Source organism: Mycolicibacterium sp. HS_4_1, from assembly GCF_054515875.1.
Genome location: NZ_CM137261.1, coordinates 2403342 through 2416168, shown reverse-complemented (window position 1 = coordinate 2416168; position 12827 = coordinate 2403342). Strand labels below are relative to the sequence as shown.

Annotated in this window: 10 protein-coding genes; 2 read left to right on the top strand and 8 right to left on the bottom strand. The window is 68.0% G+C overall.

From position 1 onward, the window contains the following. Positions 1-22: 22 nt before the first annotated feature. From ACX12F_RS11480 to mqo, 5 genes are read right to left on the bottom strand one after another with little or no spacing between them, the layout of a single operon-like run. Positions 23-1429: a cobyrinic acid a,c-diamide synthase CobB gene (locus ACX12F_RS11480; protein ID WP_459369676.1), complete on the bottom strand. Its 1407-nt coding sequence runs from the start codon at positions 1427-1429 to the stop codon at positions 23-25. Positions 1430-1436: 7 nt separating this feature from the next. After that, the gene (gene cobO, locus ACX12F_RS11475) at positions 1437-2051 is read right to left on the bottom strand and encodes a cob(I)yrinic acid a,c-diamide adenosyltransferase (RefSeq protein WP_459369675.1); all 615 of its coding nucleotides are present in this window, start codon (positions 2049-2051) and stop codon (positions 1437-1439) included. Between the two features lie 11 nt (positions 2052-2062). Continuing rightward, complete coding sequence (locus ACX12F_RS11470) at positions 2063-3922, bottom strand: magnesium chelatase subunit D family protein (RefSeq protein ID WP_459369674.1); 1860 nt, start codon at positions 3920-3922, stop codon at positions 2063-2065. Continuing rightward, complete coding sequence (locus tag ACX12F_RS11465) at positions 3922-4389, bottom strand: GNAT family N-acetyltransferase (protein WP_459369673.1); 468 nt, start codon at positions 4387-4389, stop codon at positions 3922-3924. The genes ACX12F_RS11470 and ACX12F_RS11465 overlap by 1 nt, the downstream gene beginning before the upstream one ends. Before the next feature lie 18 nt (positions 4390-4407). Next, complete coding sequence (gene mqo, locus ACX12F_RS11460) at positions 4408-5904, bottom strand: malate dehydrogenase (quinone) (RefSeq protein ID WP_459369672.1); 1497 nt, start codon at positions 5902-5904, stop codon at positions 4408-4410. 141 nt (positions 5905-6045) lie between these two features. On the opposite strand from mqo, the gene ACX12F_RS11455 reads away from it, so the two are divergent. Both ACX12F_RS11455 and mtr read left to right on the top strand, forming a co-directional pair. Beyond that, on the top strand, positions 6046-7077 hold the full coding sequence (locus tag ACX12F_RS11455; RefSeq protein WP_459369671.1) for an alpha/beta hydrolase: 1032 nt from the start codon (positions 6046-6048) through the stop codon (positions 7075-7077). Between the two features lie 4 nt (positions 7078-7081). Continuing rightward, positions 7082-8458, top strand: a complete 1377-nt coding sequence (gene mtr, locus ACX12F_RS11450) for a mycothione reductase (RefSeq protein WP_459369670.1) — start codon at positions 7082-7084, stop codon at positions 8456-8458. On the opposite strand, the gene nicT is transcribed toward mtr, so the two are convergent. The 3 genes from nicT to ACX12F_RS11435 are packed head-to-tail and all read right to left on the bottom strand — an operon-like array spanning position 8455 to position 12809. Further along, positions 8455-9558 (bottom strand): Nickel transporter NicT, encoded by a 1104-nt coding sequence (gene nicT / locus ACX12F_RS11445; protein ID WP_459369669.1) that lies wholly within the window; start codon positions 9556-9558, stop codon positions 8455-8457. The genes mtr and nicT overlap by 4 nt on opposite strands. A 15-nt stretch (positions 9559-9573) precedes the next feature. Next, positions 9574-9873 carry a helicase-related protein gene (locus ACX12F_RS11440; protein ID WP_459369668.1) on the bottom strand — a complete coding sequence of 100 codons (300 nt, stop codon included), beginning with the start codon at positions 9871-9873 and terminating at the stop codon, positions 9574-9576. Further along, the gene (locus tag ACX12F_RS11435) at positions 9855-12809 is read right to left on the bottom strand and encodes a DEAD/DEAH box helicase (protein WP_459369667.1); all 2955 of its coding nucleotides are present in this window, start codon (positions 12807-12809) and stop codon (positions 9855-9857) included. Before ACX12F_RS11435 ends, ACX12F_RS11440 begins: the two co-directional genes overlap by 19 nt. Positions 12810-12827 lie beyond the last annotated feature (18 nt).

The window sequence follows — 12827 nt, the reverse complement described above, 5'->3', positions numbered from 1 at the left end:
TTCGCTCCTCGCGTGCGCAGTATCACCCGGCGAGTTTAGTTGCCGCCGACACGAACCGACGCACCGCGTGCGGATGCGCGGCCGGATGGGTGTGCAGGTAGCCGGCATGCACGCCGCCGCGGACGGCCCCGTCGTGCACAGTGACCTGCCCGGCGCCCCGGAAAACCCAGGCCGGCGCCTGCTCGTCGGCGAATTCGACTGTGGTGCGGTGAAATTCGTGACCGGTGACGCGCTCCCCCGCCGCGTGCATGCTGGAGTCCACCGTCGCGACCGCATCTCGGTAGCCCAGGGTGAGCCGCGGGGTGAAGCGCGCCGAGCCGGGCAGCACCCCGCACATGGGGTGCCCGTCGAGGTCGTCGACCAGGTAGGTGAGCCCGGCACACTCGGCGTGTACCGGTGCGCCGGCGGCCGCCAGCGCGGCAATCTGTTGCCGGACAACGGCATTTGCCGACAGCTCGGCGGTGAACTGCTCCGGGAAACCGCCGGGAATGACGAGCGCCTGGGTGCCGTCCGGCAGTGGATCGGTCAGCGGGTCGAAGGCCGCGACCTGGGCGCCGGCCATCCGCAGCAACTCGGCGTGCTCGGCATACCCGAAACTGAAAGCCTTGCCCGCGGCCACAGCTACGGTCACAGCCGCGGTCGCCTTCTCCTCCGGCTCCAGTTCGGGGGCCCACGCCGGTGCCCGCGTCCCGATACCGGCGCTGTGGGCGACAGCCGCCACATCGACGTGCCGGGCGACGAGTTCGGTCATGACGTCGACGGCCTCGTGCGCTCGGCGGCCGTGCTCGACGGCGGTGACCAGGCCGAGGTGCCGCGACGGTATCTCCAGCCCGCTGTCCCGCGGGATCGCACCGAACACGGGAACACCCGCCTGCTCACACGCCTGCCGCAGCACCTGCTCGTGCCGTGGCGATCCCACCTTGTTGAGGATCACCCCGGTGATCCGCACCGGCGCTTTCCCCGTCGCTCCGCTCGCCCCGGCCTGGTCGAACGTCGAAAAGCCATGCAGCAGAGCGGCAATGCTCTGGCTCTGCCCACGCGCGTCGACGACCAGCACCACCGGCGCACCGAGCAGCCCGGCGACATGTGCGGTTGATCCCGGTGCCGGGGACATCGGCTGCTCGGTGATCCGGCCGTCGAACAGGCCCATGACGCCCTCGACGACGGCGATGTCGGCGCCCGCGCTGCCATGCCGGTAGAGCGGCGCGATCAGGTCGTCGCCGACGAGGACCGGGTCCAGGTTGCGGCCGGGGCGGCCCGTGGCCAGGGCGTGGTACCCGGGGTCGATGAAGTCGGGGCCGACCTTGGCGGCGCTCACTCGGTGCCCGGCGCGACGCAGGGCACCCATCAAGCCGGTGGCCACCGTGGTCTTGCCGCTGCCCGACGCCGGCGCCGCGATCACCACGGCCGGGACTGCATCAGCGGTCACATCACCCTCACCATTCGATGCCGCGCTGGCCCTTACGGCCGGCGTCCATCGGGTGCTTGACCTTGGTCATCTCGGTCACCAGGTCGGCGGCCTCGAGAAGCTGCGGCGGCGCGTCGCGGCCGGTGATGACGACGTGTTGGGTGCCGGGGCGCGATCGGAGCACGTCGACTACCTCTGCCACGTCGATCCAGCCCCACTTGAGCGGATACGTGAACTCGTCCAAGACGTAGAAGTCATGCCGCTCCTGCGCCAGCCGGCGAGAAATCTCGGCCCAGCCTTCGACCGCCGCGGCGGCATGGTCCTCGTCGGACCCCTGCCGGCGGGTCCATGACCAGCCCGAGCCCATCTTGTGCCACTGCACCGATCCCCCGACGCCCTGCTCGTCGTGCAGCCGGCCGAGCGCCTGGAACGCCGCTTCCTCCCCGACCTTCCATTTCGCGCTCTTGACGAACTGGAACACGGCGACGTCGAAGCCCTGGTTCCAGGCGCGCAGCGCCATGCCGAAAGCGGCGGTGGATTTCCCCTTGCCCGGGCCCGTGTGCACCGCCAGGACGGGTGCATTGCGCCGCGCCTTGGTGGTCAGACCGTCGTTGGGGACGGTCAGCGGCTGTCCTTGTGGCATAGCTGTTTTCCTTACGCGGCGGCTTGCCCGGCCCGGACCACTCGGGCCAGGTTGTCGGCGCGCAGCTGCGCCAGTTGCACGACGGGCGCGCCGAGTTGGCCGGCCAGCTGCTGCGCCAACCCCAGTCGAATATAAGAGGTTTCGCAATCGACGACGACGGCGGCCGTCCCCTCCGCGACCAGCAGACCGGCGGCGGTCCGAGTCCGGCCCAGCGGATCGGGGCCGCCCGTTGCACGGCCGTCGGTGAGCACGACCAGCAGCGGACGACGGGCACGGTCGCGGACCTTCTCCCGCAGCACCACGTCGCGCGCGGCCAGGAGTCCTTGTGCCAGTGGGGTTTTCCCACCGGTATCGAAACGCGCCAGCCGCCGGCCGGCAATGTGCACCGAGGAGGTCGGCGGCAACAGCAGCGTGGCCTCGGCACCCCGGAACGTGATGACGGCAACCTTGTCGCGGCGTTGGTAGGCGTCACGCAGCAGCGACAGCGTCGCCCCGCTGACCGCGGACATGCGGTCCCGGGCAGCCATGGAACCTGACGCGTCGACCACGAAGATCACCAGATTGCCCTCGCGCCCTTCGCGGATCGCGTGGCGGACGTCGGTGGGCGCCAGCTGCAGCCGACCGGCCTGCGGACGACGGTCCGCCGCGGCGAGCAGCGTGCCGAAGACGTGCACGCCGTGGCCCGCCTGCGCGTCGTCGGTGGCCGAGATGGGAGTGCCGGTGCGGTTCCGGGCCCGCGACCGCCGGCCCGGGGCGCCCTCCCCGACGCCGGGCACGACGAGCGCGCGGGTCCGGAACGTCGCCGCCGGCGGCGCGCTGGGCTTAGCAGTGCCCGGTTGCGATGCACCGGTCCCCGCCTGGTTTCCTTGCGGTGCAGCCTCTGCCGCGCTGTCCGCGGAGACACCGCCACCGGGCGGGTCGGGATCCGGTTCGGGCTCGGGCTCGGTCTGTGATTCGGCTTCCGCCTGCGCCATGGCATCGTCGAGCTGCCCCGGGTCCAGGCCCGGGTCGTCGAACGGATCGCGGCGCCGCCGATGCGGCAGGGCCAGTTCCGCGGCGACCCGGATATCTTCCTCGGCCACCTCGGTCACGCCCCGCCAGGCGGCATGTGCGACAGCCGTGCGTGCGACCACCAGGTCGGCGCGCATCCCGTCCACGTCGAACGCCGCGCACAGGGCCGCGATCCGGCGCAACTCGTTGTCCGGCAACAACACCGACGAGACCGCGGCACGCGCCTTGGCGATCCGGCCGGCCAGCTCGGCGTCGGCGGCGGCGTACCGGTCGCCGAAACCGGCGGGATCCGCTTCGTAGGACATCCGGCGCCGGATCACCTCGACCCGGACGTCGACATCCCGCGAGGCATACACGTCGACGGTCAGTCCGAATCGGTCGAGCAGCTGCGGACGTAGCTCGCCCTCTTCCGGATTCATGGTGCCCACCAACATGAATCGGGCCTCGTGCGAATGCGAGACCCCGTCGCGCTCGATGTGCACGCGTCCCATGGCGGCGGCGTCCAGCAGCACGTCGACCAGGTGGTCGTGCAGCAGGTTCACCTCGTCGACGTACAGCACACCGCCGTGTGCGCGGGCCAGCAGCCCTGGCGAAAAGGCATGTTCGCCGTCCCGCAACACCTTCTGCAGATCGATCGAGCCGACCACGCGGTCCTCGGTCGCACCGATGGGCAGCTCCACCAGGCGGGCATCGGCATCCACAGCCGCCAGCACTCCGGCAAGACCGCGCACCGCAGTCGATTTAGCGGTGCCCTTCTCGCCGCGGATCAGCACGCCGCCGATGTCGGGACGCACCGCGCACAGGATGAGCGCCAGCCGGAGCCGGTCCTGGCCCACCAATGCGCTGAACGGATAGGTCACTACTGCTGCCCCGCTCCCAGACCTGGTCTGATCATCGGCACATGCGGAATGCCGTCCTCCATGAATTCCTCACCGGCGCGGACGAATCCGTGCCGGGCGTACATCTCCTCGAGATACGTCTGGGCATCGATCCGGCAGGGATAGTCGCCGACCTCAGCGAGCGCCGCCTGCATGAGCCTGGTGGTGTGGCCATGGCCGCGGTCGGCGCGTTTGGTGCATACCCGGCCGATCCGGAACACCTTCTCGCCCCCGGGATGCTCTTCCATCAGACGCAGCGTCGAGATGACCTGTCCGTCAGGGCTTTCCAGCCAGAAGTGCCGAGTTTCGGCGAGCAGGTCGCGGCCGTCCAGTTCGGGGTAAGGGCAGGCCTGCTCCACCACGAAGACCTCGACCCGCAACTTCAGCAGCTCGTAAAGCGTTGCGGCATCGAGATCCTTGGCCCAGCTACGCCTCGGCGCGACGCTCATGGGTGATCCGCCTCCGGATCAGGCCGACTGGTCGAGTTTGAGCACCTTGGTCCCCCAGTCCCACACCTCGTGGTACAGCTTCGGCTCGCCGGACAGGTTGACGCCCAGCGACGGCACCATCTCCTTGAGCTTGGGCAGCCAGGCCTGATAGCGGTCGGCGAAGCAGCGCTCCAGCACCTCGATCATGGCCGGCACGGCGGTGGAGGCACCCGGCGAAGCACCGAGCAGACCGGCGATCCGGCCGTCCTCGGCGGTCAGGACCGTGGTGCCGAACTCCAGCACGCCGCCGATGCCCTTGCGACGGATCACCTGAACGCGCTGCCCCGCGACGTCCAGCTCCCAATCGGAATCGACTGCGCTGGGAGCGAATTCGCGCAGCGAATCGACACGTTCGCCTTCACTGAGGGACAGCTGCTTGAGCAGGTACTTCACCAGGCCGAGTTCGGTGACGCCGACGCCGAGCATCGACGCGAGGTTGTTGGGCTTGACCGACAGCGGCAGGTCGGTGACCGAGCCCTGCTTGAGGAACTTCGGCGACCAGCCGGCGAACGGCCCGAACAGCAGCCAGGACTGACCGTTGATGATGCGAGTGTCCAAGTGCGGCACCGACATCGGCGGGGCACCGACCGACGCCTGGCCGTACACCTTGGCCTGGTGCGCCACCGTCAGGTCCTGGTTGTCGGTGCGCAGGAAGGCACCGCCGACCGGGAACCCGCCGAAGCCCTTGGCCTCGGGGATGCCGGCCTTCTGCAGCAGATGCAGCGCGCCACCACCGGCGCCCAGGAACACGAACTTGGCGTTGATCTTCTGCCGGTCGCCGGTGCGCCGGTTCACCACACCCAGCTTCCAGCTGCCGTCGGATTGCTTGCGCAGGCCCGTCACCTCGTGTCCGAACATCGTGTTCATACCGCGCTGCGCGGCGAACCCGATGAGCTGCTTGGACAGCGAACCGAAATCGACGTCGGTGCCGTCGGTGGTCCAGTTCAGCGCCACCGGATCGCTGAAGTCGCGGTGCTCGGCCATGAACGGCAGGCGACGGGCGAACTCGTCCTTATCGTCGATGTACTCCATGGTCGCGAACAGCGGGTTCGACACCAGCGTCTCGCGACGCTTGCGCAGATAGTCGACGCTGTCGGCACCGTGCACGAAGCTGACGTGCGGGATGGGGTTCAGGAAGCTCTTGACGTCCGGCAGGACCCCGTTCTCCACGGCGTAGGCCCAGAACTGGCGCGTCACCTGGAACTGCTCGTTGACGTGGACGGCCTTCTTGATGTCGACGGTGCCGTCGGAGTTCTGCGGCGTGTAGTTGAGCTCACACAGCGCCGAGTGGCCGGTGCCCGCGTTGTTCCAGGGATCGCTGCTCTCGGCGGCGGCGCCGTCGAGGCGCTCGATCATGGTGATGGACCACTCCGGCTCGAGCAGCCGGATCAATGCCCCGAGGGTGGCGCTCATGATTCCCGCGCCCACGAGGACGACGTCGGTCTGCGCGCTCCCAGCTACGTTTGCATTCGACACGTGATCGCTCGTCCTTCGCACTCGGGTTACCCGCCGGTATTGACGGATGCTCGGTGCTCAAGGTTATCGCGACCGAGTTCGGCGCCGACGCGCTATCTCCTCCCATCGACCATGATGTTCGTCGCAGTTAGGGTTGAGCACGTGACGCCGCAGGAGCCACAGGGACAACCCGAGTGGCAGCCGGACGCGCTGCCCGGGTACTGGCAGCAGACCATCGCACTGGGACCCGATCCCGACGGCGAAGGCGACCTTGTCGCCACCGTCGTGCGGAGGGGTCAGCCGGGGCAAGTCACGCAGGCGGTCGTGGTCATTCATGGCTACACCGACTACTTCTTCCAGACGGAACTCGCCGACCAGTTCGCCGCGCGGGGTTTCGCCTTCTACGCGATAGATCTGCACAAATGTGGAAGGTCGCGGCGGCCTGGGCAGACGCCCCACTTCACCACCGACCTGGCGTCGTACTACGACGAGCTCCGCCGGGCCCTGCAGCTCATCGCCGCGGACACCGCCGGAGCCCGGGTATGCCTGTACGGCCACTCCGCCGGCGGACTGATCGCGACACTGTTCGCCGATCAGCTCCGGCGCGACAACACGCTGGAGACGCACGGGGTGACGGGCCTGATCCTGAACAGCCCCTTCTTCGATCTGCACGGGCCGGCAGTCCTGCGTTCGGCCCCGGTGTCCGGCACCTTGCGGGCGTTGGCCCGATTCCGCAAGCTGACGGTGGTCCGCCAGCCGACCGAGGGCGGCTACGGCACCAGCCTGCACCGCGACCACGGCGGCGAGTTCGACTACAACCTGGACTGGAAACCGGTGGGTGGCTTCCCGGTCACCGTCGGCTGGATCAATGCCATCCGGCAGGGGCAGCGGCGGCTGCATCGCGGACTGGACGTCGGGGTGCCGAACCTGATTCTGCGGTCCGACCACACGGTGGCCGAGACCTCGACCCCGGCCGGGATGGAGCGCGGCGACGCGGTGCTCGATGTCAGTCAGATCGCGCGGTGGGCGGGGTGCGTCGGCAACCGCAGCACCATCGTCCCCGTCACCGACGCCAAACACGATGTGTTCCTGTCGCTGCCGGTGCCACGCGCCGTGGCGTTCGCCGAGCTGCACCGCTGGCTCGACGGTTATCTCCGCTCCGCTTCCCCCGCAACGCAACACGAACAGGCCTGACGACATGGAGCACTACGACCTGACCATCATCGGAACCGGTTCGGGCAACAGCGTGCTCGACGAGCGGTACGACGATCTGAGGGTCGCGATCTGCGAGGAGGGCACGTTCGGCGGCACCTGCCTGAACGTCGGATGCATCCCCACCAAGATGTTCGTCTACGCCGCCGACGTGGCCCAGACCATCCGCCACAGCGCCACCTACGGCGTCGACGCCCACCTCGATGGCGTGCGGTGGCCGGACATCGTGGACCGGGTCTTCGGCCGGATCGACCCGATCGCGGCCGGTGGCGAGGAGTACCGACGCGGCCTGCCGAATGTCACGGTGTACGGCAGTCACACCCGCTTCGGCCCGACCCTGCCCGACGGCACGTACACGTTGCGGACCGCCGACGGAGACGAATTCACGTCCGACCGCGTGGTGATCGCGGCCGGCTCGCGCAGTTGGATTCCAGAACTCATCGCCAAGTCCGGGGTGCACTTCTACACGAGCGACGACATCATGCGCATCCCGGCACTGCCCGAACATCTGGTGATCATCGGTGGTGGCTTCATCGCCGTGGAGTTCGCGCACGTGTTCTCGGCTCTCGGGTCCAAGGTGACCATCGTGCTGCGCGGCGACCGGCTGCTCAAGCGGTGCGACGAGGAAATCTGCCGGCGGTTCGGCACCGTCGTCTCCAAGAAGTGGACGGTACGCACCCATGAGAACGTCGTCGACGCACAGCAGGACGGTCACGGTGTCGCGCTCGAGTTCGACGACGGCGAGACCCTCACCGCCGACGCACTGTTGGTCGCGACCGGCCGGGTGCCCAATGGCGATCAGCTCGATGTGCACCTGGCCGGGGTAGCCCTCGACGACGACGGCTACGTCGTGGTCGATGAGTACCAACGCACCTCGGCGCGCGGGATTTTCGCCCTGGGAGACGTGTCGTCGCACCACCAGCTCAAACACGTGGCGAACCACGAGGCGCGGACGGTGAAAGAGAACCTGCTGCGCGACTGGGACGGCGCGTTGGTGGCCAGCGATCACCGGTTCATCCCTGCCGCGGTATTCACCGATCCGCAGGTCGCGATGGTCGGATTGAAGGAATCCGACGCGCGGGCAGCCGGTTTCGATGTCGTGGTCAAGGTGCGGGACTACGGCGACACCGCGTACGGCTGGGCCATGGAAGACACCACGGGCATCGTCAAACTCATCGGTGAACGCGGCACCGGCAGGATCCTGGGCGCGCACCTCATGGGGCATCAGGCGTCGTCGCTGATTCAGCCGCTGATCCAGGCCATGTCCTTCGGGCAGACCGCACAAGAAGTGGCCCGTGGCCAGTACTGGATTCACCCGGCCCTGCCCGAGGTGGTCGAAAACGCGCTGCTGGGCCTGATCTAATTCTCGGCCGGGCTGAGCCGGGCCGTCCATTTCTCCTCGATGCGGCCCCACCGCCACACCAGCAGCGCCCCGACCCAGGTGACGACGAACAGTCCGACGATGGCGAATCCGACCACGTTCAGGTCGATTCCACCGATCCAGTCCCAGACGCCCCCGGACCAGCCGAACTCCTCGGCCAGCAGCCCGAGCAACTCGATGGTCCCGATCACCAGGGCCACCACGACGGACAGCCCGGTGATGGTCAGGTTGTAGTAGACCTTGCGCACCGGCCGGACCAATGCCCAGCCGTACGCGACGTTCATAAACGCGCCGTCGATGGTGTCCAGCAGGCTCATCCCGGCAGCGAACAGCACCGGTAGACAAAGGATTGCGTACCACGGCAATCCGGTCGAAGCCCCCGTTCCGGCCAGCACCAGCAGCGCCACCTCGGTCGCGGTGTCGAAGCCGAGGCCGAACAGCATGCCGAGCGGATACATCTGCCAGGACTTGCTGATGGTGCTGGTGAACCGGCGCAGGATGCGGTTCAGGAAGCCGCGATTGCCCAGCTGATGTTCCAGCGCGGCCTCGTCGTACTCACCGGCACGCATCCGCCTGAACACCTGCAGGATACCCACCAGCACAACGACATTGATGGCGGCGATCAGATACAGGAAAACGCCAGAGACGCCGGCGCCGATCAGCCCCGTGTACCGGTGCAGCGTCGACGAATCGTCCTGCAGCGGACCGGCGATGGACGTGATGCCCAGCGACAGCAGCACAGCCAGTCCGAACACGATGGTCGAATGGCCCAGGGAGAAGAAGAATCCCACGCCGAGCGCACGGTGGCTGCCGCGCACGTGCAGCGACATGGAACCATCGGCCATGAGCTTGCGGGTGGTGTTGTCGATGGCGGCGATGTGGTCGGCATCGAACGCATGCCGCAGCCCGAGGGTGTACGCCGTGAGGCCGATCCCGATGCCGAGCGCGGTACCGCCGACAGTGTGATGCTCGGGTACGACGACGAGGACCAGGGTGCCCCAACCGATGACATGCAGTGCGGCGATGACGCCGAACATCGCCGCCAGCCGCGCCCAATCCTGACCGGACAACGAAAGCCCCATGCGGTTCAGTCTCCCTCAGCCCAGCAGTTCGCGAATGTCAGAGGCGGTGATCGCGGTGCCGAACATGTCGCCGTCGTCGATCACCGCGGCGAACAGCGCGCGCTTGCGCTCCTGCAGCTCGATCACCTTCTCCTCGATGGTGTTCTCGGACACCAGCCGATAGACGTTCACCGGGCGCAGCTGACCGATGCGGTGCGCCCGGTCGACGGCCTGCGCTTCGGCGGCCGGGCTCCACCACGGGTCGCACAGGAAGCAGTAGTCGGCGGCGGTGAGGTTCAATCCGAAGCCGCCGGCCTTCAGGCTGATGAGGAACACCTTCGTCCGCCCTGAGCTGAAGGCATCGATGGCCTCCGCCCGGCGGGCGCGTCGACCGACCCGTCCAGGTAGCTGTACTCGATCCCCGCGGCATCCAGGCGGTCCCGCACGATCGCCAGAAATCCGGTGAATTGGCTGAAGACCAGCGCACTGTGGTCTTCGGCGACCAGCTGGTCCAGTTGTTCGATCAGGAAGTCCACCTTTGCGGAACCGGCGTCCATCGAGTCGGCATCGACCAGGCCGGGATGCAGGCTGAGCTGCCGCAGCAGGGTGAGCGACCGGAAGATCTGGAAGCGGTTCTTCTCCCACTCCCCCAGCAGGCCGAGCACTTTCTGCCGCTCCCGCGCCAGCCGGGTGTCGTAGATCTTGCGGTGCTTGGCCGACAGTTCGATGGCCAGCACCTGCTCCTGCTTGGGCGGCAACTCTTTGACCACCTGATCCTTGGTGCGGCGCAACAGCACTGGCTTGATGCGCTGACGCAGTACCGCCAGGCGGCCCGGCTCGCCGTCGGACTCGATGGGCTTGCGGAAGTAGCGCTCGAAAACCTTGGGGCTGGGAAACAAACCCGGCACCGTGATCGACAACAGCGACCACAGCTCCATGAGGTTGTTCTCCATCGGGGTGCCGGTGATGGCGAGTTTGAACGGCGCATCGAGCCGGCGCGCGCACTGGTGCGTCTTGCTGTGGTGGTTTTTGACGAACTGCGCCTCGTCGAGAATCATTCCCGCCCAGGCGATTTCCCGATACTTGTCGTTGTCGATGCGCAGCAGCGTGTAGGTCGTGACGACGATGTCGGCCGCGGCGACCAGCTCGGCGATGGGCACCGCGCCGCGGGCTTCGGTGCGGGGCACCACGACGGTGGTGAGGCCGGGCGCGAACTTCGCGCATTCGGCGGCCCAGTTGCCGGCCACGCTGGTGGGCGCGACGACGAGGAACTTGCCCGCGCCCCGCTCGACGGCCCGGCTGATCAAGGCCAGAGTCTGGACCGTCTTGCCCAGACCCATGTCGTCGCCGAGCACGCCGCCGAGCCCGTTGTCCCACAGGAACGCCAGCCAGTTCAGCCCGTCGCGTTGGTAGTCGCGCAGCTCGGCCTGCAGTCCGGCCGGCGTGGGCACCGGAACGGGTGGCTGTGCAGCGGCCAGCCGCGCCATGTTGTCGCGCCACTGCGCGAGTTCACGGTCGACGACGCCGAGGCCCAGGAGTTCGTCCCACAACGTCGCGTTCAGGGACCCGGCGTTCACCCGCTCGCCCTCGATTTCCCCCAGCGCCTGGGCTTCTTCGAGCAATGCCCGCAGCTTCAGCAGTTCGGGGGTGTCGAGCCGGAAGTACACGCCGCCCGGCAGCAGCATGTGTGTCGCGCCCAAAGCCAATTCGGCGACGACCGCAGACAGCGCCACCGGGTAGCCGTCGACATCGATCGTGATGTGCAGGTCGAACCAGTCCTGCGCCGGTGCCTCGTCGGAGGATGCGGTGCCGAACCCCAGCTGCGCGCCGGCCACCGAGCGCCGGAACGCCGCCACCCGCTCATCGATGTCGATGATCAGCTGTTCATATTCGGCCAGCTGCGGCAGCATCTCGTGGCACAACACCGCGATCTGGGGCAGCGACAGCCGCCGCGACAGCAGCAGGGAGGCCAGCGGATCGTCCGCTGCCGACAATCCCGAGACAGCTTCCAGCGCCGGCGCGACCGCCCGCCACATCGCGTCCTCTGCCGCGCTGTCCCGGATACCGCTCGTGCGCGTGACACCCACCGCGTCGAACTCCTGACGCTGCCCGTTCACCTCGTAGCGGGTGCGCCACTTCACGTGGCCGTCAACGGCATCGGCCGTGATGCTCAGAACCGGCAGCGGTCCCACGATGTCGGGCTCGGCGAACAGTCCCTCCACCATGTCGACGGACACCGTCCGACGCAGCCGAGGCAACACGTCCACCGCGAACTCGGACAGCGATTCGGGCGGAATCTGCACCTTCTCGCCGGCCGCGACCAGCTTGAGCAGCGTGGGACCGGGCAGCGGCGAGAACGCCCCGAGATGCAGGATGCCGTCCACCAGTTGATGGATGCCATGTGGTGTGGGGGTGCCGACGAGCCCGGTCCCCTCGGGCGGTCGCGGCTCACCGTCGACGACGAGCACCGTCGACATCTGCGCTCCGCCCGTGTCGGAGGCGGTGAAGTCCAGCCGTAGCTGGACGTCCTTGGCGATCTGCACGGCCCGGATCCCAGGGCCCGGAAGGAGAGTGGCGCCGGCCTCCACGGCCAGCTGCAGATCAGACCAAAAACTCTGTCCGACACCGGAAAGCACCAATTGGTCGTTGCTGTAAGGGTAGTAGCCGGGCACACCGAGGACCAGCGCTCGCAGCGCGCCGTACTGGTTCCGGTCGAACTCGCCCGGGTCGGGTGTGTCGACCAGCCGCCGCCAGTTGATCCCGCTCTTGATCCAATGCCCGCGCTTGCCGACCGTCAGCGGCCGCAGCGTCGCGATGGGCGTCGTGTGGTACCGACCTGCCGGCAGCATCCCGAACTCCAGCGCCAACGGCTTGCCGCTGGCGTCGGCATCGATCTCGGTCATCTCGTTCAGCAGCGAACCCAGCACCACTTGCCAACGTTGCGGCGCCGCCCGGTCGGGTGCACTCGGGATCGCCGCGATCAGCATGGCGACAGCGTGCTTGCAGTACCGCCCTACCGGGCAGGTGCAGACCGCGTACTCGATCTCCAAGCTGCTGCGCGCACCGGAGAGGGCCACCTCGACGTCGTAATACTCGGACTTCGAGCCCAGGCATGAGCCGATGAGCGTCCCGTCGAGCGGGTCGTACCTGGCCGTGACGACGCGCCCCTGGCCCGCATACGTCTCGCCGCGGGCCAGCGTCATTGCGTTGAACGCACGAAGCAACTCGTGTGGCGCGAGCGCTAGCCCGGCCGTCGAGTCCGTGCCGTCCATCTCGTCACGATAACGGCC